This window comes from Bowdeniella massiliensis (genome assembly GCF_023634005.1).
In the GTDB taxonomy this organism is placed as follows: domain Bacteria; phylum Actinomycetota; class Actinomycetes; order Actinomycetales; family Actinomycetaceae; genus Bowdeniella; species Bowdeniella massiliensis.
In genome coordinates this window covers 86014-107537 of record NZ_JALIQR010000004.1, presented here as the reverse complement: position 1 = coordinate 107537, position 21524 = coordinate 86014, and the positions used below count along the sequence as shown (strand labels likewise).

The 21524-nt window shown below is 60.0% G+C and carries 24 protein-coding genes; 16 read left to right on the top strand and 8 right to left on the bottom strand.

Annotated features, from left to right (window positions below; translation table 11 throughout):
• Positions 1-13: 13 nt before the first annotated feature.
• Together dnaN and dnaA are read right to left on the bottom strand one after the other, a co-directional pair.
• Positions 14-1141 (bottom strand): DNA polymerase III subunit beta, encoded by a 1128-nt coding sequence (dnaN, locus tag MUN85_RS03725; protein ID WP_250505437.1) that lies wholly within the window; start codon positions 1139-1141, stop codon positions 14-16.
• Positions 1142-1532: 391 nt separating this feature from the next.
• The gene (dnaA, locus tag MUN85_RS03720) at positions 1533-3011 is read right to left on the bottom strand and encodes a chromosomal replication initiator protein DnaA (RefSeq protein WP_250505436.1); all 1479 of its coding nucleotides are present in this window, start codon (positions 3009-3011) and stop codon (positions 1533-1535) included.
• Between the two features lie 491 nt (positions 3012-3502).
• Here dnaA and rpmH point away from each other — a divergent pair, with 491 nt between their 5' ends.
• The 8 genes from rpmH (at position 3503) to MUN85_RS03685 (ending at position 9514) form a co-directional block, all read left to right on the top strand.
• Positions 3503-3640, top strand: coding sequence for a 50S ribosomal protein L34 (rpmH, locus tag MUN85_RS03715; protein WP_092565554.1), 138 nt, complete (start codon positions 3503-3505; stop codon positions 3638-3640).
• Between the two features lie 14 nt (positions 3641-3654).
• The gene (gene rnpA, locus MUN85_RS13025) at positions 3655-4038 is read left to right on the top strand and encodes a ribonuclease P protein component (RefSeq protein ID WP_431603542.1); all 384 of its coding nucleotides are present in this window, start codon (positions 3655-3657) and stop codon (positions 4036-4038) included.
• Positions 4035-4325, top strand: coding sequence for a membrane protein insertion efficiency factor YidD (yidD, locus tag MUN85_RS03710; protein ID WP_250505435.1), 291 nt, complete (start codon positions 4035-4037; stop codon positions 4323-4325). Before rnpA ends, yidD begins: the two co-directional genes overlap by 4 nt.
• A 3-nt stretch (positions 4326-4328) precedes the next feature.
• A complete protein-coding gene (gene yidC, locus MUN85_RS03705) occupies positions 4329-5471 on the top strand; it encodes a membrane protein insertase YidC (protein ID WP_348647939.1) in 1143 nt (380 codons plus the stop codon).
• Between the two features lie 71 nt (positions 5472-5542).
• Positions 5543-6079 carry a Jag family protein gene (locus MUN85_RS03700; RefSeq protein WP_250505434.1) on the top strand — a complete coding sequence of 179 codons (537 nt, stop codon included), beginning with the start codon at positions 5543-5545 and terminating at the stop codon, positions 6077-6079.
• A 6-nt stretch (positions 6080-6085) separates the two neighbouring features.
• Positions 6086-6715: a 16S rRNA (guanine(527)-N(7))-methyltransferase RsmG gene (rsmG, locus tag MUN85_RS03695; protein WP_348647938.1), complete on the top strand. Its 630-nt coding sequence runs from the start codon at positions 6086-6088 to the stop codon at positions 6713-6715.
• A gap of 852 nt (positions 6716-7567) precedes the next feature.
• Complete coding sequence (locus MUN85_RS03690) at positions 7568-8425, top strand: ParA family protein (protein WP_284500893.1); 858 nt, start codon at positions 7568-7570, stop codon at positions 8423-8425.
• A gap of 3 nt (positions 8426-8428) precedes the next feature.
• Positions 8429-9514, top strand: a complete 1086-nt coding sequence (locus tag MUN85_RS03685; RefSeq protein ID WP_250505433.1) for a ParB/RepB/Spo0J family partition protein — start codon at positions 8429-8431, stop codon at positions 9512-9514.
• Here MUN85_RS03685 and MUN85_RS03680 read toward each other — a convergent pair.
• The 3 genes from MUN85_RS03680 to MUN85_RS03670 form a co-directional block, all read right to left on the bottom strand.
• A complete protein-coding gene (locus tag MUN85_RS03680; protein ID WP_250505432.1) occupies positions 9511-10440 on the bottom strand; it encodes a D-alanine--D-alanine ligase family protein in 930 nt (309 codons plus the stop codon). The genes MUN85_RS03685 and MUN85_RS03680 overlap by 4 nt on opposite strands.
• A gap of 12 nt (positions 10441-10452) precedes the next feature.
• Positions 10453-11709: an aminotransferase-like domain-containing protein gene (locus MUN85_RS03675; RefSeq protein ID WP_092565574.1), complete on the bottom strand. Its 1257-nt coding sequence runs from the start codon at positions 11707-11709 to the stop codon at positions 10453-10455.
• Positions 11710-11843: 134 nt separating this feature from the next.
• Complete coding sequence (locus MUN85_RS03670; RefSeq protein WP_250505430.1) at positions 11844-12296, bottom strand: nucleoside deaminase; 453 nt, start codon at positions 12294-12296, stop codon at positions 11844-11846.
• 146 nt (positions 12297-12442) lie between these two features.
• Here MUN85_RS03670 and MUN85_RS03665 point away from each other — a divergent pair, with 146 nt between their 5' ends.
• From MUN85_RS03665 to MUN85_RS03640, 6 genes are all read left to right on the top strand, one after another.
• Positions 12443-13132, top strand: a complete 690-nt coding sequence (locus tag MUN85_RS03665; protein WP_250505429.1) for a FadR/GntR family transcriptional regulator — start codon at positions 12443-12445, stop codon at positions 13130-13132.
• Complete coding sequence (locus tag MUN85_RS03660) at positions 13113-13991, top strand: dihydrodipicolinate synthase family protein (protein WP_250505428.1); 879 nt, start codon at positions 13113-13115, stop codon at positions 13989-13991. Before MUN85_RS03665 ends, MUN85_RS03660 begins: the two co-directional genes overlap by 20 nt.
• A 29-nt stretch (positions 13992-14020) precedes the next feature.
• The gene (locus MUN85_RS03655; RefSeq protein WP_092565534.1) at positions 14021-15346 is read left to right on the top strand and encodes an ABC transporter substrate-binding protein; all 1326 of its coding nucleotides are present in this window, start codon (positions 14021-14023) and stop codon (positions 15344-15346) included.
• Between the two features lie 28 nt (positions 15347-15374).
• Positions 15375-16322 carry a carbohydrate ABC transporter permease gene (locus MUN85_RS03650; protein WP_250505427.1) on the top strand — a complete coding sequence of 316 codons (948 nt, stop codon included), beginning with the start codon at positions 15375-15377 and terminating at the stop codon, positions 16320-16322.
• Entirely contained in the window at positions 16315-17169 is an 855-nt protein-coding gene (locus MUN85_RS03645; RefSeq protein WP_176780776.1) for a carbohydrate ABC transporter permease, read from the top strand. The genes MUN85_RS03650 and MUN85_RS03645 overlap by 8 nt, the downstream gene beginning before the upstream one ends.
• A 68-nt stretch (positions 17170-17237) precedes the next feature.
• Entirely contained in the window at positions 17238-18371 is a 1134-nt protein-coding gene (locus MUN85_RS03640; protein WP_250505426.1) for a hypothetical protein, read from the top strand.
• A gap of 4 nt (positions 18372-18375) precedes the next feature.
• Here MUN85_RS03640 and MUN85_RS03635 read toward each other — a convergent pair whose 3' ends face one another.
• Positions 18376-19302: a LysR family transcriptional regulator gene (locus MUN85_RS03635; RefSeq protein WP_092565526.1), complete on the bottom strand. Its 927-nt coding sequence runs from the start codon at positions 19300-19302 to the stop codon at positions 18376-18378.
• 72 nt (positions 19303-19374) lie between these two features.
• On the opposite strand from MUN85_RS03635, the gene MUN85_RS03630 reads away from it, so the two are divergent.
• Together MUN85_RS03630 and MUN85_RS03625 are read left to right on the top strand one after the other, a co-directional pair.
• On the top strand, positions 19375-19737 hold the full coding sequence (locus MUN85_RS03630) for a CBU_0592 family membrane protein (protein WP_250505425.1): 363 nt from the start codon (positions 19375-19377) through the stop codon (positions 19735-19737).
• 101 nt (positions 19738-19838) lie between these two features.
• Complete coding sequence (locus MUN85_RS03625) at positions 19839-20024, top strand: hypothetical protein (RefSeq protein ID WP_092565522.1); 186 nt, start codon at positions 19839-19841, stop codon at positions 20022-20024.
• A gap of 119 nt (positions 20025-20143) precedes the next feature.
• Here MUN85_RS03625 and trxA read toward each other — a convergent pair whose 3' ends face one another.
• Together trxA and trxB are read right to left on the bottom strand one after the other, a co-directional pair.
• Complete coding sequence (trxA, locus tag MUN85_RS03620; protein ID WP_092565520.1) at positions 20144-20467, bottom strand: thioredoxin; 324 nt, start codon at positions 20465-20467, stop codon at positions 20144-20146.
• A 14-nt stretch (positions 20468-20481) separates the two neighbouring features.
• The gene (gene trxB, locus MUN85_RS03615) at positions 20482-21456 is read right to left on the bottom strand and encodes a thioredoxin-disulfide reductase (RefSeq protein WP_092565518.1); all 975 of its coding nucleotides are present in this window, start codon (positions 21454-21456) and stop codon (positions 20482-20484) included.
• Positions 21457-21524 lie beyond the last annotated feature (68 nt).

The following is a 21524-nucleotide window of genomic DNA, read 5'->3' as shown; positions in this document are numbered from 1 at the left end:
TTGACTTAGGGAGCTAGATCCCCACCCGGAGGGGCATCAGCAGGTAGCGGAAGCTCTTGTCGTCATCACCGTCGAGCTTCTCCTGTCCCGTCAACGCCGCAGGCTTTGAAGGGTGAGTGAAGGAGAAACGAACGTACGGGGTGTGAATGACCGAAAGCCCATCCAGCAGGTACGGCGGGTTGTAAGCCGTGACGAGATCTTCTCCGACGAGGCTGGCTTGAACCGCTTCCGACGCCTGAGCGTTTTCGCCCTGGCCGGCCTCCAAGGCCAGTTCGCCGTCGGTAAACGTCAAACGAATGGGAGCATTGCGCTCGGCTACGAGTGCCACACGCTTGACAGCTTCGGTAAGGGCCGCGGTGTCGACGACCGCATGGGTCGGCATGGAATCAGGGAAGAGGCGACGCACCTTGGGGTAGTCACCCTCAACCAGCTGGGATGTTGTGTGCTTGCCGCCGGCTTCGAAACCAATGAGAGAGCCTTCGCCTTCGGCATCCAGCGTGATCTGGACATCCTCACCGGAGGTCATGGATCGAGCAACATCGGTAAGCGTCCGAGCGCGGACAAGAGCCGAGGTCGAAATCTCGGGATCCGTGGGGATCCAGGTCAGTTCGCGCAGCGCCAACCGGTACCGGTCGGTCGCCATCATGGTGATCTTTTCACCCTCGATCTCGACCAGAACACCGGTCAGCAAGGGCAGGGTGTCGTCACGCGAGGCCGCAATGGACACCTGGTTGACGGCATCGGTGAAGACCGCGGGCTCGACCTGGCCTGCAAGGCTCGGCATGTTCGGCAGAGCCGGGTAGTCCTCTAGTGGCATCGTCAGCAGGTTGAATCGGGAGGCTCCGCAGGTGAGCGACACATTCTGTTCATCCGATTCGATCGTGACCGGCTTGTTTGGAAGCGACTTACAAATATCTGCGAGCAGTCGCCCAAGAACGAGAACTTCGCCGTCATCGTCGATCTCGGCGGGTAGCTCACACTTGGCGGACACCTCGTAGTCGAACGAGGACAGCGTCAGTGCACCATCGCGAGCTGAAATCCGCACACCCGCAAGGACGGGAACTGCAGGACGGGTAGGCAGTGACCGAGCCGTCCACGTTACGGCTTCCGTCAACACATCACGATCAACCCTGAACTTCACGATCTCTCTCTTCTTCCGGTTGGCACTTCCCGGATCCTACCCAGGTTTCCTACGACTTAGAATCTCACGAATCGAGCTCCGACAGGACCATCCCCAGGTTTGGATCGGCCACATCCCGCCCGCCACAAGCCCAAGTACTTCGAGCTTTTGTCATTTCGCTTTTATAAGTAGTCATCATCATAGGGGGTGTTAATCCTGTGGAAAGGCCAAGTTTTTGGCGTGATCCCGCGGAGTTATCATGTGCATGGATTGTGGATAGTTTCAGGAGAAGTGGCGTCGTGCTGTGAGGAGCTCGTTGTCATCACCAAGCTATCCGCAACCGCCGAGCACGTTGTCCACGACAAATCGCCCTCACTCACAGCTGGTTAACAACTGCTGTGAATGAGAAGAACTACTGCCCTCCGCGCAGCGCGTGCTGGCGGATTCCCGTCGTGAGGTCCTTGACCTGCTGGTAGATGGTCGGCTCTTGAGCCAGCTGTGCGGTGATTTTCCGGCACGCATGCATGACGGTCGTATGGTCACGTCCGAAAGCATCGCCGATCTTCGGCAACGATAGGTCCGTCAGTTCGCGGCATAGATACATCGCGATTTGGCGAGCGGATGCGACGCTCTTGGAACGGTCGGGTGAGCGAAGGGTCTCGATAGAGATATCAAAGTGCTTCGCGGTTTGGGTCATGATCATCGTAGGAGTGATCTCCTGACCATTCGGGTCCGTGATGATGTCCTTCAACACGAGCTCAGCAAGACTGAGATTGACCGGCGTGCGGTTGAGATTCGCAAAGGCTGTGACACGGATCAGTGCGCCTTCGAGTTCACGGATGTTCGTGACGATCCGGGTAGCGATGTACTCCAGAACGTCGGACTCGACCTCAAGCTTTTCTGCTTGGGCCTTCTTGCGGAGAATTGCGATACGTGTTTCCAGATCCGGCGGCTGGACATCTGTCAGCAAGCCCATCTCGAAACGAGAAATCAGGCGATCGCCAAAGCCCTTGAGTTGTTTGGGCGGAATGTCGGAGGTGATGACGACCTGCTTGGAATTGTTATACAGCGTGTTGAACGTGTGGAAGAACTCCTCGACCGTCTGCTCCTTGCCCCCAAGGAACTGGATGTCATCGATCAGTAGCACGTCGACGTTGCGGTAACGGCGTTGGAAGTTCTCGGCTTTGTCGTCACGAATCGAGTTGATGAAATCGTTGGTGAACTCTTCGGAATTCACGTATTTTACTCGGATTCCCGGGAAGAGATGACGGGCATAGTGACCGATGGCGTGTAGCAGGTGTGTCTTACCAAGGCCCGATCCGCCGTAGATGAACAGTGGGTTGTATGCCTTGGCGGGAGATTCGGCGACCGCGGTAGCCGCTGCCTGCGCGAACCGGTTGGATGGTCCCGTCACGAATGTTTCGAATACGTACTTGGGATTCAGTCGTGCGGGATCCTCTTCGACGGGAAGGGCAGCGGTCGAAGCAAACGAACGAGTAGGAACCTCGGTAGGCGAGGATTCGGTGTCTCCGAAATCTGCTTGGATCACGTTGTCTGGCGCTGATTGTTCTGAGGAAGTGACAGCAGGAGCTGAGGTGGAAGGCTCTGGTGTCGCCGGAGAATTGATGGGGACAGAATTCAGTTCCGGATTAACGGCGAACAGGATGGAAAGCTTCTTGCCCGAGACATCCTCCACGGCCTGGTGCAACGGATCCCGCAGGAGTGTTTCCAAGTGATCACGAGCGATCCCAGAGGGAACCTCGACGATGAGGTGTTGGTCAGTCTCGGCGGTTGGGCGGGCCATGAAAGCGAAAGCCATGGATACCCGGGGGGTGCTGGAGTCCTGTTGAAGGCGGGCTAAGACCCCATCCCACAGTTCCGTTAAATCCATGACACTCCTCGAGACACGACATTGGTAGCGGCAAGCGAACTCAAGTCTGCCAGATCTGGATCGCTCACCGTCTGCTTAGTATGCCTCAGGATCCACTTATCCACACAGCTATCCACAGATTGTGGGCAAGTGTCTTTCGCAGCATGATCGTGCGAATCTGGAACTACACGCTTGTAGTTTCACACAGCTTTTTCTTGGTCTTCCACAGCTGTTCACAATGGTTGTACCCAAGCTTGAAGGTTCATCGCCAGTGGTATGACGCTTTGGCGGACATTAGCCGCAGGATTGCCGGCCATTTGGTGTGGGTAACATCATGCGTGCTCGGCGCAGCCGCCCTTGACCCGCAGGCTCCAGTTCACGTAGCGTTGTGTGGCTGTCACTGTGCTGTTTTCGCATGCCATAACCTCGCGAAATTTCTCAGTGGCCACCTGACATTGCTTGGCTCGATGACCTCGAGTCAAGAAACACACCGAAATACTGGGAGAATTGCTGTGAGCAAGCGGACTTTTCAGCCGAACAACCGCCGTCGCGCCAAGGTGCACGGTTTCCGTCTGCGCATGCGTACGCGCGCCGGCCGCGCCATCCTGTCTGCGCGTCGTCGCAAGGGTCGCGCAAAGCTGTCGGCCTAGATCAAGCCGGCTAGGTGTTGCCGCGTAATAATCGGCTGACCCAATCGGAGGACTTTCGAAAGGTCTTTCGCAAGGGTCGCGCTAGTGGTGGCACCTATGTCGTTTTGCACTGGCTTCGGGGTTCCGACTCATCGGACGATCCACAGCTGCGCGAATCTGCGTGTGAGACAACTCGGATCGGTTTCATCGCCTCGAAGAAGGTGGGAAATGCTGTGATGCGGCACCGGGTCAAGCGACAACTTCGTCATCTGATGCGCGAGCGCCTCGGGGAGTTCCCCGCGGGCGCTCGTGTTGTTGTGCGTTCCTTACCAGCAGCAGCCGGAGTGTCCTCAAAGGACCTCGCAGAGGATCTCGACGGCGTGATTAGTCGGGGCTTGAAGAGGGTGGGTTCACGGTGAATCCCCTGTCGTGGATCCTGACGAAGCTGGTGCGCTTCTATCAAGTGGCGATTTCTCCACTTACTCCCCAATCGTGCAAGTATTACCCGTCGTGCTCGACCTATGCGATCGAGGCGATAAGAGTCAATGGAGCGATCAAAGGCGTGGCTCTCGCCGCTTGGCGGTTGTTGCGTTGCAATCCGTGGTCTGATGGTGGCGTCGATTTCCCACCAAATTCAGACATGGAAGTTCCGATCCCTCCAGATCCAGAAGACCTGGATCATTCCGTAGATATGAAGGCGAGCTAAGCAGTGGGCTGGTTTGATAGTTTTCTCTACCCGATCAAGGTAGCGGTCGCATGGATCATGGTCATGATCCACAACGGACTCGTTGCGATTGGAGTTGACTCGGAGAACGGTCTTGCCTGGGTCCTGTCGATCGTCGGGTTGACCATCGTTATCCGAATTATCTTGATTCCGCTCTTCTTCAAGCAGATCAAGGCATCGCGCGGGATGCAGATTATGCAGCCTGAGCTGCAGGCGCTGCAAAAGAAGTACAAGGGTAAGACTGATCCGGCCTCGCGCCAGGCTCAGCAGCAAGAAATGATGGCCCTGTACAAGAAGCACGGAACGAACCCGTTCTCTTCGTGTATGCCGATCTTGCTGCAGATGCCGATCTTCTTCGCGCTCTTCCGGGTGCTCGCCTCGCTCCCTGAGCTCGCTCGGGGCACCTATCCCAAAGCGAGCATTGGTCCGCTCACTCAGGAACTCGCGCAGCAAGCCGAAGCATCGACGCTTTTTGGTGCGCGCCTTTCCGATACCTTCATGCAGACGACAGAGCTCACGCCGAAGATCGTGACGCTCATCCTTATCGCGTTGATGTCTATTACGACCTTCATTACTACGCGACAGCTGACGATGAAGAACATGTCTGCGGCGGCGCTCGATAACCCTATGGCACGCCAGCAGAAGATGATGATGTATCTCTTCCCCGTCATCTTCGCCGTAACAGGCGTCAACTTCCCGATCGGTGTGCTGATCTACTGGACGACGACAAACCTGTGGTCCATGGGCCAGCAGTTCTACACCATTCACAAGCATCCGGCCCCCGGTTCTGAGGCCGAGAGGAAGAAGATCGAGCGCGAAAACCAAAAGCGAGTGGCTAAGGGTTTACCCACGATCGAGGAAGAAGAGCGGCAAAAGAGACTTGAAGCTGCCCTGGAGGAAGAGCCCAAGGGTCAGCGCCAACAACCTGTTCGCAAGGATCGGGCCGGTCGCGGCAAGACTTCCCGCGACATTCTCCACTCTGACGAGACTCAGCCAGAAGAAGAGCCCGGTGTTATTGGTGGAGACGGTCTGACACCGGAACAGCGAGCACAGCAGGAATACGAGCGTCGGCGCCAACAGCGCGCTAAGGCTCGTCGCCAGCAAAAGAAGAGGAAGAAGCGCCGCTAACCGCTTCCCCATTTTTCAAGGTGAAGACCCCGGGAATCCAGCTCGGGTTCACCGATAAGGAAGGACACTCCATGGCAACGGACTCGAGCAGAATCAAGCAGCTCGAAGAGGAAGGCGATGTCGCCGCTGATTACCTCGAAGGGCTGCTCGACATCGCAGACTTCGATGGTGACATCGATATTGACGTCGAGCATGGTCGGGCGTCAGTTTCAGTCTTCTGCGAAGATGACGATAACCGTCACCTGTCAACTCTCGTCGGACACGACGGTGAAGTTCTTGACGCACTGCAAGAGCTCACTCGATTGGCTGTCCAGACTAAGACGGGAGAACGTTCCCGCCTCATGGTTGACATCGCGAATTTCCGGGCGGACCTGAAGTCCCAGCTGCAGGAGCAGGGCCGTGAGGCTATCGAGACCATGCGCAAGGACAATCTCGATGAATATGAATTTGAGTCCATGAACCCGTTCGAACGCAAGGTACTGCACGACGTTGCGGCTGCCGAGGGTCTCGCATCGGAGTCAGCGGGCGTAGAACCGGATCGCTACGTTGTGTATTCCTTTTCCAGTGCTGCAGCGTCCGAAGAAGACTCGGTCACGGAAGAGGCCTAGTTCCCGATGGGTGACATTGAGGAGATGCCCCCGGTAGTTAAGGAAAGGTTTCCTGAAACCTGGGGGCAACTCGCTCTCTTTACGCAGTTTCTGGCCGACGAGGGCGAGAAAAGGGGCCTGATTGGGCCGCGTGAGCTACCGCGACTCTGGTCGCGTCACATACTGAACTGCACCGCGATCAATGAGTTTATTCCTGAAGGAGCCACGGTCGCGGATATCGGATCTGGTGCGGGTCTTCCCGGTGTTGTTCTCGCTATCACAAGGCCGGACGTCCACGTGACGCTGGTCGAGCCGATGGAACGTCGCATCGAATGGCTTTATGACGTTACTGAAGCAATCAACCTTGAGAATGCTTGGATTGTGCGCGCTCGTGCGGAAGAACTACACGATCAGGATGAGTTTCAAGTAGTGACCGCGCGCGCCGTAGCTGCTCTCGACAAGCTCATGCGTTGGACAATGCCATTGGTTGCTGACGGAGGAAAGCTGCTGGCACTGAAGGGAGAGCGTGCCAAAGAGGAAGTCGACGCTGCACTGAAGGTCAGGCGGAAGTTCAAAGTCGCGTCCACCAGCGTTGTAGAAGTCCCCTCTCTCGTCCCAGAGGAATCGCCAACTAACGTAGTGATCGTCGAGCGCTGAGAAGCTCGACCTAATCAGATGGCTCCGAGAGAGTCGCCCACCCGGTCTTCAGCTAAGTTCTGAAACCGGGTGGTTCTGTCTATCCTCTGACGCTATCGGTCGAGTTCCCGTCACATTGCACGCTAATAGAGATGCGGCTCCGCCTATAGTGGCCGGCCGAAGCGTCTTCGGTAGTTGTCTGATACTGACCGACCGTGTTAGGTCAGCTCGATTTCTCTCAGGCGGCGTTGCTGGGCGTCCCTGTGGCGGGTTGGCGAGGATTCCATTTTTGAAGGGCTGGGAATCCTAATTCGCTGCGCAAACCCGCGCCGGCCTTATCGTCTCAATCGTCTTGCGGATTCACCGGGATATCCCTCTGCCGGCGGCGCACGCGGTGTTGCGCGGGACAGCAGTACGGAAAGTCTGTCACCTACGTCTGGTTGTTCCACGTGAAACGGCCGGTTTAGGGCAGGGATCTGATCTTTGTCATCCACGATATTCGGGCTCGCAGTCAGCTTTGGGTGGTTGCCAATAGGTTTCACGTGAAACCAAAACAGACTTCGATGATATCGGCACGGAGTTCCGATGCCTACACATTCCACTTGCACGGTTTCACGTGAAACGAACTCCGAAAAGGTATCTCACTCCACTAATTCGTTGAGCTACGTTCTGCGGAGAACTCACCAAGAAGTCGGTTCGCTCCAAAAAGTGTTTCACGTGAAACCATCATCCACAGGCGGTGTCTGGGCCCACTTCCCTCCGCTAGACTGAGTTCCTAGGCGAAACTTAGGAGAAAACCTGGTGGCGAAAAAAAATTCTCGCAGCAGAGACGACCTACTTAAAGCAATAAACGACGTAGATCCCGGGACTCCCCTGGCAAACGAAGTAGCAGCCGATAGCGTGTTAAAGAGGGAACTCGCTGGTGCTGAATTTCCTGCCCCAACGCGAACTCGTGTCTTAACGGTCTCGAACCAAAAGGGAGGCGTCGGGAAAACCACGACAGCCGTCAATCTGGCTGCAGCGCTGGCGAGCGAAGGGCTGAAGGTACTTGTTATCGACTCTGATGCGCAGGGAAATGCGTCGACTGCTTTGAATGTTCCACATGGACAGGGAACGCCTTCGGTCTACGACTGTCTTGTGGACAAAACCCCTCTGGATCAAGTTATTGCTAAATGCCCGGACGTTCCTAACCTCTGGGTCGCGCCCGCCACTATTGATCTCGCTGGAGCGGAGATCGAGCTTGTATCTGAAGACGATCGGGCCTACCGGCTGCGGGATAGCCTGGAGGCGTTCCTAGCAACGCAGGACACACAGTTCGACTACGTCTTCATTGACTGCCCACCAAGCCTCGGCCTTCTCACATTGAACGCCTTCGTTGCAGCGGAAGAGGTATTGATTCCGATCCAGACCGAGTACTACGCTCTGGAAGGCCTAAGCCAGCTCATGAGCAACATCGATCGCATTAGAGACGCGCTCAATCCGAAGCTGCACATTTCGACGATCCTGCTGACGATGAATGACCGCCGAACCAATCTATCAAGGCAAGTGGCCGAAGAAGTGCGGAAGTATTTCAAGAATGAGACCCTGAGAACGACTATTCCGCGCTCGGTACGGATTTCAGAAGCGCCTTCGTTCGGGCAGACAGTGATCACCTACGACAGAACTAATAGCGGCGCGCTGGCGTATCGCGTCGCCGCAAAAGAAATTGCAGACCGGGGAACGGAGAAATAGGGAATGGCCGAAAAGCGTAGAGGACTTGGGCGCGGTATCGAAGCGCTGATTCCGAGCGCTCGGACATCCGAGCGCCCCAGCGACATCTTTTTCCCGGCAGCGCCTGCTGAGAGCTCAGGTGCAGCCGAACAAGACCAAGAACCTGCCAAACCGCAGCCAAAGAAGAAGACCACCAAGACCGCGGAAAAGCAGACTCCGGTGGTACGAGGAAGTGTTCGTGACGATGCAGCGGCTGACAATCTCGAGCCGGTCCCAGGCCTAACCGTCGCAGAACTTAAACTAGATGATATTTCACCTAATACGCGTCAGCCCCGCGATGTCTTTGACGAGGATGATCTAGAAGAGCTCGCATCCTCGATCCGTGAGGTTGGTCTGCTACAGCCCATCGTCGTGCGCCCCGGTGGCGAAGGTGTTGATACGCCCTATGAACTCATCATGGGTGAACGGCGCTGGCGGGCTAGCCGGCTCGCTGGAAATGACACCATTCCGGCGATCATTAAGGCGACCGAGGACGAGGATCTGCTGCGAGACGCGCTGCTGGAAAACCTCCATCGCGCGAACCTCAACCCGCTGGAAGAGGCTTCCGCCTATCGGCAGCTGCTCGATGATTTCGCGTGCACGCACGATGAGCTGGCAAGGCGGATTGCTCGCTCGCGACCTCAGATCTCGAATACGTTGCGGCTGCTGAAGCTTCCGCCGCTCGTCCAGCGCCGGGTGGCCGCCGGGGTGCTGTCGGCTGGGCACGCCCGGGCACTTCTCGGGCTATCGGATCCCGCGGCAATGGAGCGCTTGGCTCAGCGGATCATCGCTGAGGGGCTCTCGGTGCGCGCGACAGAGGAGACCATCGCGCTTGGCGATGAGCCGCTGCATCCCGAGCGACGCCGCCGGCCGATTCACCATCCTGCGGCGCCCGCCCTGGACGAGCTTGCGTTGAAGCTCGCCGATCGCTTTGACACCAAGGTGAAAGTGGCGATGGGTCAGCGCAAGGGGCGGATCACCGTCGAGTTTGCTGGGCTGGAGGACCTGGATCGGATCCTGCAGGTGTTGGCACCAGGCGAGGCTGGGCTCGACCTGCCGCGCGAGAGTTAGGGGAGCGCGGCGCGCACGAGGTCCGCGTAGATCTCGACGCCCGGGCCGCTGGCTGCGGCCTGGGGGAAGAGCGAGGTTTCTGTCATCCCGGGAGCGACGTTAATGTCGAGGACCCAGGGCGTGCCCTCGGCATCGACGATGAGATCGATGCGGGAGACGTGCCGCAGCCCGAGCACCTCGTGGACGTCCACGGCCGTAGCCTGAACGCGCTCAGTGACGTCCTCGGGTAGGCGTGCGGGCGTGAAGTACTCGGTGCGACCGGCGTTGTAGCGGGCGTCGTAGTCGTAGGGGCCGTCGGTCACGATCTCGACGGCAGGCAGGGCGCGCGGCCCGTCGCCGGTGTCGATCACGGAGACGGCGACTTCGGTACCGTCGACGGCCTGCTCGATGAGCGCGTAATCGGAGTAGGCGAAGCAGGCGACCATGGCGGCGGGCAGCTCGGAGGCCTCGCGCACGATGGTGACGCCGAGGGCGCTGCCGCCGTCGTCGGGTTTGACGGCGAGCGGGAGGCCGAGGGAATGCTCGACAGCGGACAGGATGCCGCTGGCGCCGAGCTGGCGAAAGAGCATTTGTGGGAGCAGCGCGAACTCGGGGGTGGCGATGCCGTGGGCTTTGAGGATCGATTTGGCGACGGATTTGCGCGAGGCGAGGCGGCAACCGTCGGCGTCGGTGCCGACGAAGGGCAGATCGAGGAGTTCGAGCAAATCCTGCAGTGAGCCGTCTTCGCCGGCGGCGCCGTGCACGAGCGGCCAGACGACGTCGGGCTTGAGGTCGGTGAGCTTGGCCAGGAGGTTGGCGTCGACGTCGGTGACGGTGACGTCGAAACCGGCGTCGGTGAGGAACTGGCCGATCCGGCGGCCGGAGCGGAGCGAAACGTCGCGTTCGTGGGACAAACCGCCGGCAAGGACAACCACAGAGGTGGGCATGAAGGACTCCTGTCAGACCTGATCGGGGGTGGGCGTATCGATGCGGCCGTTACCGCCCTCGCGCGGGGGCGCCTCGGCGTCGGGGCGGATGTTTGTGCCGAAGAGTTCGACGGTCTCGAGCTCGGAGCGTACGACCTGGGAGAGGCGGCGCACGCCTTCGCGGATGGCTTCGGGCGTGGGGTAGCAGAAGGACAGGCGCATGTGGTCCCCGCCCTGGCCGTCGGTGTAAAACGCGGTGCCCGAGACGTAGGCGACGAGGTTTTTGACCGCGCGCGGCAGCATCGCTTTGGCGTCGAGACCGTCGGGCAGGGTGACCCAGGTGTAGAAACCGCCTTCGGGTTTCGTCCACTCGCACATGGGCAGATATTCGCTCAGCGCGCTCATCATGGCCTCGGCGCGGGTGCGGTATTCGCCGCGGTACTGCTTGACCTGTCCGTACCAGTCCCAGGTGTTGAGGTACTCGACGATGGAGAGTTGGCCGAGCTGGGAGGGACACAAAATCGCGGATTCGGAGGCGAGGACGAGCTTTTCGCGCACGGCGTGCGGGGCTGCGGCCCAGCCGATGCGGTAGCCCGGCCCGAACATTTTGGAAAACGAACCGAGGTAGATGACGCCGTCCGGATCGAAGGATTTTAGGGCGGGCATCGGGTCGGAGTGGAAGCCGAGGAGGCCGTAGGGGTTGTCTTCCAAAATGAGGACGTGGTGCTTGCGGCAGATCTCGACGATCTGCGGGCGGCGCTCCAGGCTCAACGTGACGCCCGCGGGGTTGTGGTAGTTCGGGACGGTGTAGAGCAGTTTCACGCGCCGGCCCTCGGACTTCAGGCGCGTCAGGGTGGCGTCGAGCTCCTCGGGAATGAGGCCATCGTCGTCCATCGGGGTGTGGACGACGTCGGCCTGGTAAGCGCGGAAGACGCCGAGCGCGCCGACGTAGGAGGGGGCCTCGGCGACGATGACGTCGCCCGGGTCGATGAAGATCTCGGTGACGAGGTCGAGGGCCTGCTGGGAGCCCGTCGTGACGACGACGTCGTCGGGATGGACGCGGATCGAGTCGTACTGCATGACGTCGAGGATGGCTTCGCGCGTCTCGACTTCGCCCTGACCGGAGCCGTACTGCAGTGCGCGGGTGCCGCGATCGCGCAGGAGACGCGCGGAGATCTCGGCGATGTGGTCCATCGGCAGCGAGGACAGGTTGGGCATGCCGCCGGCGAGGGAGACAACTTCGGGGCGGGAGGCGACGGCGAACAGGGCACGGATCTCGGACGAGCGCATGCCGTGAGCTCGCTCGGCGTAACTGTCGAACCAGGGGTCGAGCCGTGTGCCGTGCGAGGGTGTACTCACGAAGTGTCCTTCCTAAAAAAGATGAACGCGAGGTGCGCTCTACGGCTTAGTCTGCCACTTCTTTGCTAGGACCCGGCTTTGCTCCAGAATTCGTCGCACTCGGCGCGGCCGGGAACGTGGACCTCGATGATGGCGGAATCGTCGCGCCCGGCGAGGTAGTCGCGGACGTGGACATCGGAGTAGCCGCGCTCGTGGGCGAGTGCGGCGGGCGTCGCGTAGTAGACCGTCGGGATGCCTGCCCAGATCATGGCGGCGGTGCACATGGGGCACGGCTGGCCGGTGGCGTACACGAAGCAGTCGGATAGATCGAGCGTGCCGAGCTTCTTCGCTCCTTTACGCACCGCGAGAAGTTCGGCGTGCGCCGTCGGGTCGGTGTCGGCGGCCATCGAGTTGGCGCATGCGACGACGATCTCGCCATTTCTTACGAGCGCCGCTCCAAACGGCTGGTCAGAGCCGGCGGCGAGGGCCTCGCGCGTGACGTCGGCGGCGGCGCGAAAGAAGCGGTCGTGGTCGCTCATAGAGACTCCTTTAGATCCAAGGCTTGTTCCGACCATACCTCTAGCGAGCAATGCGCGAGCAGTAAAACCCTGATGGTTAAAAGGGTCTTCCACACCTATCAGATATCTGATAGGCTGACGGCAAGAAGGTCCACGAAGGAGTGTCCATGAGACCTACACTCAGAGCCGAGATCGATCACAACATTCGCCAGCTCATCCGCGATAAGGAGCTCCTGCCAGGCGATCCGCTCCCGTCGGAATCTGAACTCGCGGCAATGTTTAAGGTGTCTAAGCCGACGGTGAGAGAGTCGGTACGACGGCTCGAAGTTCTCGGGCACGTTCAGGTGCGGCGTGGCGTGGGACTACAAGTAGGGGATTTCGACTTCCGGCATGTCGTCGACTCACTGCCCTATGAGTACCTCACGACCGGCGATGTCCTGCTCGATCTCCTCGAGGTTCGCGCCGTACTGGAGGAGGGCTTCTTACGTCGTGCGTTGAACCAGTATCAACCGATCCACCTCGCACGGCTACAGCGCATCGTGGAGCGAATGGAAAAGGAATCCCAGATCGGAGAGATCAACGCTAATACTGATCGGGAGTTCCACCTCGCGCTGTACGAACCGCTAAAGAACTCCATGGTGGAGCAGGTCATCGAGACTTTCTGGGCGCTGTTCGAGAATGCCCGCTCGGCGCTCGCGCTGACGGTCAATGTGCGAAGCGTGGATGACCACCGTCGGATCCTCGAAGAGATTGTCGCAGGCCGCGAGGATGCTGCAGTGAAGGCACTCCACTCGCACTTCCAACCGGCTTTCCAGGATATTCGCGCGGAGGTGGAACGTGTTCAAAGCGCACAGTAACGCCATCCCGGCGCTCGTCACCGCCTTTGATGACTCGGGTGGTTACGCTCCCGAACTCCAGAAGGACCTGGTCAACCTGCTCAACACGCAAGGTGCAGACGGGTACTTTGTCGCCGGAACTTCGGGCGAGTGCTACCACCTTTCACTGTCCGAGAAGCGATCGCTCTGCCAGGATGTCGCCGAGCTCGCAGGCGGCAGGCAAGTCGTCCTGCACGTCTCGTCGGCTGATCCGCGCGAGACTCAGGCGCTCACCCGCGAAGCGGATATTCTCGGCGCGACTGCGATTGCCGTTGGTGCCCCGCCGTATTTCGTCTACGACGAGAAGCAAATGTGGGATTACTTGGTGAGCCTGAAGAACCTCACCCAGCTGCCGGTCTTCTATTACTTCATCCCATCGCTCGGGGGACCACTGCTGCCGCACCAATTCTTGGAGCGGGCCTTTGATGAGGGGATTGTGCAGGGCGTGAAGTACAGCGACACTGATCTTCTGACCATGTCGCGGCTCATCGCCGCCCGCCCGAGCTTCAAGGTTTTCGTGGGCTCAGACGACTTGGTTCTTGCTGGCTGTGCGATGGGAGCCGTGGGTGCGGTGGGCTCAGGCTTCAACGTCGCCCTGCCGCTCGTGGTCTCACTTTTTGATGCGTTGGATGACGGAGATCTTGACCGCGCCCGCGCAGCCCAGCAACGCTTGTGCAAACTCACGACCCTCATGGAGGGCTTCGAGTTCATCACTTTTCTTAAAGCTCTGCTCCGTCATCAGGGCCTCAATGTCGGGCAAGCTCGACCCCCTATACGAACAACGCCGCCGGATGCATCCGTTCTGACGGCCGCATCCGAACTCATCACCGACTCGATTTAAGCTCGATCCCACTCAACGAGGAGAATGACATGAAGCAGACATCGGGACGTCAGTTCCCCGACATGGACCGGCGATCACTCTTAAAGTTCACGGGCGCTCTCGGAGCAATGGCAGCGTTGGCTGCCTGCACGCCCAAGGAAAGTGACTCGACGGATACCACCGGCTCGCAGACGGCGAAGCTGGAATTCCTGTGGCCCGGCACCTCCGATCCGGAAACTGCCGTCGCCAATGACTTCAAGACGACGATTGCCGATAAAGGCATCGATCTCGAATACAACTTCCTGTCCTGGGCCGACATGCAAAAGCAGATTTCGGTTCGCGTCCAGGCGCAGGATCCGCCCGACTTGACGATGACGCAAGATGTCTCCGACTGGGTTCGCATGGGCGCCCTGGCTGATTTGAGCGACCGATTCGGTTCGCTCAATATCGACCGAGGCCAGTTCCGCCCGGGCAGCCTCGAGTACTCCGAGATCGACGGCAAGCTCTATGCGCTGCCCTACTCCGCACAGTCGTGGACGCTCGTCGTCAACGAGGAACTCCTCGGCCAGGCGGGCATCGATATCGCCTCGCTGGAAACGTATGCCGGTATGCAAGAGGCGGCGGAAAAGCTCACCGGGGATGGCAAGTATGGCTTTTGCATCCCGATGCAAAATCCGCGCTTCTCCTTCCGAACCTTCGCCACGGCCGCGTACGCCAACGGCTTCCAGCCGGGCGACTACGAGAATCCCGATGTCGCGAAGTGGGTGGAGACCCTCGAACACCTCAAGGCCTTCAATGATCTACGGCCGCCGGCCGACAAGGCCTGGGCGTATCCCGAAATGTTCCGCGCCTTTGCCAATGGCGAGGTCGCAATGGTGGCGGCCGGTTCGTTCTTCACCGCCAACGTCTACGAGCTCAACCCGGAGATCGTTGGCAAGAGTGTCCAGCTCGCCTACCCCAAGGGACCCCAGGGCAGCGACAAGCGCGTGCCCATCTCGAACGCCGGATTCGCCGCCTTTGCCGGCAGCAAGAACATCGATAAGGGGTGGGAGGCGCTCAGCCAGTTGATGGACAAGGAGTGGATGGCTCGACTGACGGCCGTCGCTCACGCTCCCGCGCTCACGTCCGTGACAACCGAGGACCTCAAGCCGTGGGTCGAAAAGTACTATCCCAAGGCGGTTGAGGGTCACCTCAAGCAGTGTGAGAGCCAAGCCAAGATCGCCGACGACAACGGGGTGGAACTGCAAAAGATCGCCGGGCAGCCGGCAATCGAGCCGGAGTTCCAGCAGATCTTCTCCGAATACCTGGCTGGATCGATGAGCGCCGAAGACACGGTGACTCGGATGAGTGAACGCTTCGCCGCGGTAGCCCAGTAGGAAGCAGGAGAGCCTAGGAGGGCACAACATGGCACGCGCATCCGTTGCGACCAGGGCCTCACAGCGCAGCAGATCGGACAAAATCCGATGGTGGTATAACTCCACCGGGTTCTGGCTGCTGCTCATGGCGCCGGTTCTCTTGGTGCTGGCGGTGCTCCAGTTCTACCCGTTCTTGGACACCATCCGGTTGGGGTTCACCGACTCGAGCGCCACCCCCGGGACGGGGTCGTTCATTGGACTCAAGAACTTCCGGTTCCTCACCACCGATGACCCGCACTTTTGGCTCATCGTGCGCAACTCCTTCGTCTGGGTGATTGCCTCGGTCATCCTGCAACTCGTGATCGGAACGCTGGCAGCTCTCGTGTTGAACATGAACCTCCGGTTCCGCTATCTGTGGCGCGGACTCCTCATGGTCCCCTGGGTGACGCCGACCGTCGTCGTCGGCCTTATCTGGCGGTGGATCTTTGAAGGGTCACAGGGCGGATTAGCGAACTACACGTTGGAAACGCTGGGCGTCATCGACGATCCGATCGTCTATTTGGCGTCGAATTTCTGGGTGTGGCCAGTCTTGCTGCTGGCCTCGACATGGAAAGGCGTACCCTTCGTGGCCCTCCTTGTGCTCGCCTCACTGCAGGGCGTCTCCGATGACCTGCACGAGGCGGCCAAGGTCGATGGCGCTAACCGGTGGCAGCGATTCTGGGCGGTGACGATTCCCCACCTGCGTCCCACGCTGTTTGCCGTCGGAATGATCTCCCTGGTGACGACGTGGTTCAAGTTTGAGCTCATCTGGGCGCTAACCAAGGGCGGGCCAGGATATGCGACGTCCATTCTTCCGACCTACGTCTATACCTGGGCATTCGAGCGCTTCAAGTACGGAACGGCGGGCGCCGTGGCGACGCTCGCGATGATCATCATTTTGGCTGCGGCGGGCCTGTACGCCTGGCTGCTACGAGAAAAGGATGAGCAGCATGCGTAAAAAGTCCCTGTGGGCAGTCCTTCGTTCGTGGCTCGTGCGATACGGGCTGTTGTTGGTTCTTATGTCCTTCCTGCTGCTACCCGCCGCATGGATGGCCCTCAGCTCGTTTCGGTCGAATCACGACCTGTTCGGCCCCACGCCGAACCTCGCGCTTACGGGTTTTACCCTCGATAACTATCGGTGGGCGATGCAGCCTGACGGGCTTGCGATGGGCCAGCTCCTGCAAAACACCTTCGCGACCAACGCGATGAGCGCCGTGCTGACGACCGCGTTCTGCGCGATCGCTGGCTACGGGCTAGCGCGCTATCGCGGCGGACTTGCCAAGGCCATCATCTTCTTCCTCATCTTGGCTCAAATGATCCAAGGGCCGATGATCATGGTGCCCTGGTACAACATTGCCGCGAGCCTCAACCTCGTCAACACGCGCGAAGTCCTCGTCCTTATCTATCAGACCCTGACGATCCCGGCGGCAGTGTGGCTCATGGCCGGCTTCTATCGGGCCATCCCTCGTGAGCTTGAAGAGGCCGCCGCCGTCGACGGCTCGGGACGGATCAGAACGTTCTTCTCGGTGATCCTGCCGCTGTCGCTACCCGGCCTGTCAGCGATCGCGCTCTACTCTTTCATCCTCGGGTGGAACGACTACCAGTACGCCCTGATTTTGACGAGTTCGAAGTACTCGAAGACGCTTCAGATCGGAATCGCCCAGCAGATGGAGTCCATTGGTGCGACGAACTGGGGCGGCATTCTCGCCGCGGGAACGATCGCCGTCATCCCGGCAGTCATTATCTTCTCGCTCGTCCAAAAAACCCTGATCCAAGGCCTGACGGCAGGAAGCGTCAAGGGCTAAGGCGGCCAGCCTACAGACACGCTGTATGGCCCGAAATCCTGCGCCTTTTGGGGAGCGCTAGGCTGTCGGTGTCACATTCGTTTCTCGTGATTGGTGAACTCCCCGTGGACATCCCTGAACTCGTGTCCGTTGCGATCTCTTCGACCGAACGCCTTGCGCGTGACCTACCCGAAGGACTCACGCCGTACTACTCCAAGGACGGCTCAATGATCGCCGGCTCCTGGCCGGACACGCATCCGATTCCGTGGACTGTCGCGTTTTGGCTCGGCAGACTGCGGGCGATCGAGGAGGTCTCGGGAAGTGACGTCGTGCGGGAGCGTCGGGTGTATGAACAAGAGCGCCTTATTGCCTCGCTGCAATCCGATCTGCAGTACTACAACCACGATCTTGGGTTCATCGGGATTCTCGGTTTCACCGGCAATGAGCAGACGCTGATCGGCGGTGCGGCTGAGGCGCGCGAGATTTGCCGCGAGGGTCTTATGTCGCTCGTGCATGTGCCGAGCGGCATGGTCGATACGCACGGCGGCGACGCCGATGGTGAAGCCAAGGCGATCGTCGACTCGTTCATGAATGTGCCGCTGCTTTTCAGCGGGGAAGCGAGCGAGGAGCAGCGGGCAACGGGGATCGCGCACGAGCGCCGGCTGTGGACGCACCTGCGGGTGCGTCCGGGGCACTGGTTCCAGGGCGGGATGTTCGCGGCCAACGGCGCCTTCGACCGGCCGTTTACTAAGCAGGGCCACGCCCCCGATTCGACCGGCTGGACGCGCGGGCTGTCGTGGGTGACCTACGGCCTGCGGATCGCAGTAGCGCAGGGCGTTCATGGCAGCGAGCATGCCGAGATCGATGAGGAGATCCGTGCGCTCGATGACCGGCTGCTTGTGCCCGGAGCATCCTCGCTCGTGCCATGGGACCTGGAAGCAGCGCACACCGAGGCGAAGGACTCCGGGGCGCTCGCGATCGCGCTTGCTGGCGCGATGCAATTCGGTGGCAGCACAGACCTGCTGGCCGCAAACTTGCAGGTTCTTGAGTCGGCGGGAGCGATTGAAACCGAGGATGAATCCGGTGGCCTGCTGAGCTTGTCGACCTATCACGTCCCGCACAACATCGGTATCGACGCGCACACCACGTGGGGAGATTACTTCTACCTCGAGGCGCTGCTCGCCCCGAGCGGGTTCGTCTCCCCCTACCGTCGGCTCGGCTGACTCGTTACTGGTCGATCGATCCGGCGCCGGGCAGGCCCACGATGGATGCCGTCTCCACCAGGAGCTGGAGGACGGCTTCATGGGCGGGCTCTAGCCCACCGGCTGCCTCCCGGTGTCGGATCACGAGCTGGCGAACGCCAAGGCCGGGAAGGCGCGTGATCTGGATGCCCTCGGTATCGATGTTGGACACTGCCAAGCGGGGAAGGACCGTCGAACCAAGGCCCGCCCGAATCATGTCGAGGGCGACGTCGTAATCGGCGTAACGGTGGATCGAGATCTCTGGGTCGGGCAGCGCGGACTGAAGGCGCTCGATAGCTTGGGCCGAGGCCGCCGCCGGCTCAACACCGAGCCACGTCGTCGTCGTGAGGTCCGAGATGGAGGAGGGGCGGGCATCACCGCTCGGTTGGACGAGTAGCCACGGCTCATCGGCGTAGGGAACATCGCGCATGCCGCGCGGCACGACCGCCTGCTTTTCGAAGTCTCGTTCCATGATGAGCAGGTCGACGATGCCCGAGCGCAGCTCGCGCATGCCCTGCTTTTCCACCACTTCCCGAATGGAGACCTGCACGCCCGGGAGCTGATCGCTGACGCGAGGCAAGAGCGGGATAAGGATGTTGCGGATGGCGGTCTGGAAGCCGCCGATGACGACACTACCGGTGACCTGACCAGCCAAGCCGGCCAGCGATCGGGAGGCCTTGAACGACTCGGTTTCGATCGTTTCGGCGAGATCCGCAAGGATTCGACCCGCCGGAGTCAGGATGGACCCGTGGGGCGTACGCTCGATGACGGCGACGCCAACCTCCCGCTCGAGCTGCTGAATTTGCTGCGAGACTGCAGACGGTGACATGTGAAGCGAATCGGCCGCGGAGACCACGCCACCGTCGCGGTGGATGGCCAGCAGTATGCCGAGACGACGTGAGTTCAGGTCCATGAAGTAAAACTGTACAGCATGTACAGATAGCTTCAATTGATTCGAACCACTGCGAGTGCCACCATAGGCGTCGTGAACGAATTCTTGGTTGCAGCAATTGGTGCACTGGGGTGGGTCGGATGCCTCATGTGCCTCACGGGATACTTTCTCGTCTCCTCGCGTCGCATCATGGGGGACTCTCTGCGCTACCACGCCCTCAACATGGGCGGGGCAAGCCTGTTGGCTATGGCCTGCGTCACCACGGGCGCATGGCCGTCGTTCTTCTCGAATTTCATCTTCATCATCATCGGCTCGTGGGTGGTGTTCACCACAAAGCGCGCCTACGTCCGAGCGAAAATTTCCGCTGCCGTCAAGCGAGGTTCAAATCCTGAGACAAACTGGGCTCCGCGCCCCAATGAATCGTCAAGTGTACTTGAACTTGCCTCTATGAAGTAAAACTTCACTGGCATTGCAGATAACTTTGATTGAACCTAATTCGGACAACTGAGACACTTGTACCGAAGGGGAAGAGATCAAGCAGGGAAGGAAACACAATCGTGATCGTTGTTGCCGCCATCGTCTTTGTTGCGATTGCTGCGTGGGCCATCATGGCCTCGATCCGTGTGGACCTTAACTCGCGCGTGGAGGAGTCCTACGTCGAGCGTCTGGTTCATGGGGATCTGGAAGCCGCTTGCCGGAGCGCGGAGTACGCGCTGCAGGCTCGCGAGCAGCTGGTTCGCTAGCGCGCCATCGTCCTGGCCCGAAGAGAGGTTGCCTCTTTTCGGGCCTTTCGTATGCCAGCGCACAAAGGAGCCGCGACCAGATGTGGTCGCGGCTCCTGTGGTTGGTAGGGGATTAGCCCTTAGAGGTGCGGATCGATTTCCTTCAGCAGGTCCTTCTTCGGGCGGCCACCAATTACCTGGGCGACGGCGCGGCCTTCCTTGAACAGGATGAACGTCGGGATCGAGACGATGCCGTAGTTGCCAGCGGTCTCGGGGTTGGCGTCGGTGTCGAGCTTGACGACCTTGAGGGCCTCACCCTTCTCGTTCGCGATCTCGTCGATGATGGGAGCCATCATGCGGCAGGGCGGGCACCAGGTGGCCCAGAAGTCGACGAGGACGGGCTTGCTGGACTGCAGGACCTCCTCGGTGAAGTTCTTGTCGGTGACATCTGCAACGTTGCTCATTTTTCCTCCAGGTTCTAGTTCCACGATTCGGTGAGCTGTTCATCGACCGGGGAATCGGAGAGGTCGACGAGGTAGCGCTCGGCATCCAGGGCGGCCGCGCAACCGGTTCCGGCTGCGGTAATCGCCTGGCGGTAGGTGTGGTCCACGACGTCGCCGCAAGCGAAGACGCCGGGGATGTTGGTGCGGGTGGACGGGGAGTCGACGAGGATGTAGCCCTCGTCATCGACGTCCACCTGACCGGTAACGATTCCGGTGCGGGGTTCGTGGCCGATGGCAATGAACATGCCGGAGGCCTCGATGGTGCGCTCTTCGCCCGTAACAGTGTCCTTGACGACGAGGCCTTCCATCATGTTCTCGCCGACGACGCGCACCGGAGTGGAGTTCCAGGCGAATTCGATCTTGGGATCGTTCATCGCGCGGTCGGCCATGATCTTGGAGGCGCGCAGTTCGTCGCGGCGGTGCACGACGGTGACCTTAGAGGCAAACCGGGTGAGGAAGGTGGCTTCCTGCATCGCTGAGTCGCCGCCGCCGATGACGATGATGGGCTTATCGCGGAAGAAGAAGCCGTCGCAGGTGGCACACCAGGACACGCCCTTGCCGGACAGCGCTTCTTCTCCCTCGATACCGAGCTTCTTGTATTCCGAGCCGAGCGCGAGGATGACGGCGCGGCCGGCGAAGGTCTCATCGTCGTCGTTGGTCACAGTCTTGATGTCGCCGGTCAGGTCCACGGCGGTGATGTCCTCAAAGCGGATCTGCGCGCCGAAACGCTCGGCCTGGGTGCGCATCTGCTCCATGAGGTCCGGGCCTTGGACACCGTCGGGGAATCCGGGGAAGTTCTCGACCTCCGTCGTCGTCATGAGGGCGCCTCCGGCACTAATAGCGCCGGCGAAGACGACGGGCTTGAGGCCCGCGCGCGCGGCGTAGATGGCGGCGGTGTAGCCCGCCGGGCCGGAGCCGACGACGATGACATCGTATGGGGTGTCGGTCATGAATTCCTCTTCTCTTTCAGTCAGCGACTCGTCTAGGCTAACGGTAATGCCCCCTGGGGTATTCCCGT

Coding starts and splice junctions, on each gene's coding strand:
- dnaA (WP_250505436.1), bottom strand. CDS start 3,011: ATGGATTTAACGGAACTGTGGGATGGGGTCTTAGCCCGCCTTCAACAG.
- MUN85_RS03700 (WP_250505434.1), top strand. CDS start 5,543: ATGGCAACGGACTCGAGCAGAATCAAGCAGCTCGAAGAGGAAGGCGAT.
- rsmG (WP_348647938.1), top strand. CDS start 6,086: ATGGGTGACATTGAGGAGATGCCCCCGGTAGTTAAGGAAAGGTTTCCT.
- MUN85_RS03685 (WP_250505433.1), top strand. CDS start 8,429: ATGGCCGAAAAGCGTAGAGGACTTGGGCGCGGTATCGAAGCGCTGATT.
- MUN85_RS03680 (WP_250505432.1), bottom strand. CDS start 10,440: ATGCCCACCTCTGTGGTTGTCCTTGCCGGCGGTTTGTCCCACGAACGC.
- MUN85_RS03675 (WP_092565574.1), bottom strand. CDS start 11,709: ATGCGCTCGTCCGAGATCCGTGCCCTGTTCGCCGTCGCCTCCCGCCCC.
- MUN85_RS03670 (WP_250505430.1), bottom strand. CDS start 12,296: ATGAGCGACCACGACCGCTTCTTTCGCGCCGCCGCCGACGTCACGCGC.
- MUN85_RS03665 (WP_250505429.1), top strand. CDS start 12,443: ATGAGACCTACACTCAGAGCCGAGATCGATCACAACATTCGCCAGCTC.
- MUN85_RS03655 (WP_092565534.1), top strand. CDS start 14,021: ATGAAGCAGACATCGGGACGTCAGTTCCCCGACATGGACCGGCGATCA.
- MUN85_RS03650 (WP_250505427.1), top strand. CDS start 15,375: ATGGCACGCGCATCCGTTGCGACCAGGGCCTCACAGCGCAGCAGATCG.
- MUN85_RS03645 (WP_176780776.1), top strand. CDS start 16,315: ATGCGTAAAAAGTCCCTGTGGGCAGTCCTTCGTTCGTGGCTCGTGCGA.
- MUN85_RS03635 (WP_092565526.1), bottom strand. CDS start 19,302: ATGGACCTGAACTCACGTCGTCTCGGCATACTGCTGGCCATCCACCGC.
- trxA (WP_092565520.1), bottom strand. CDS start 20,467: ATGAGCAACGTTGCAGATGTCACCGACAAGAACTTCACCGAGGAGGTC.
- trxB (WP_092565518.1), bottom strand. CDS start 21,456: ATGACCGACACCCCATACGATGTCATCGTCGTCGGCTCCGGCCCGGCG.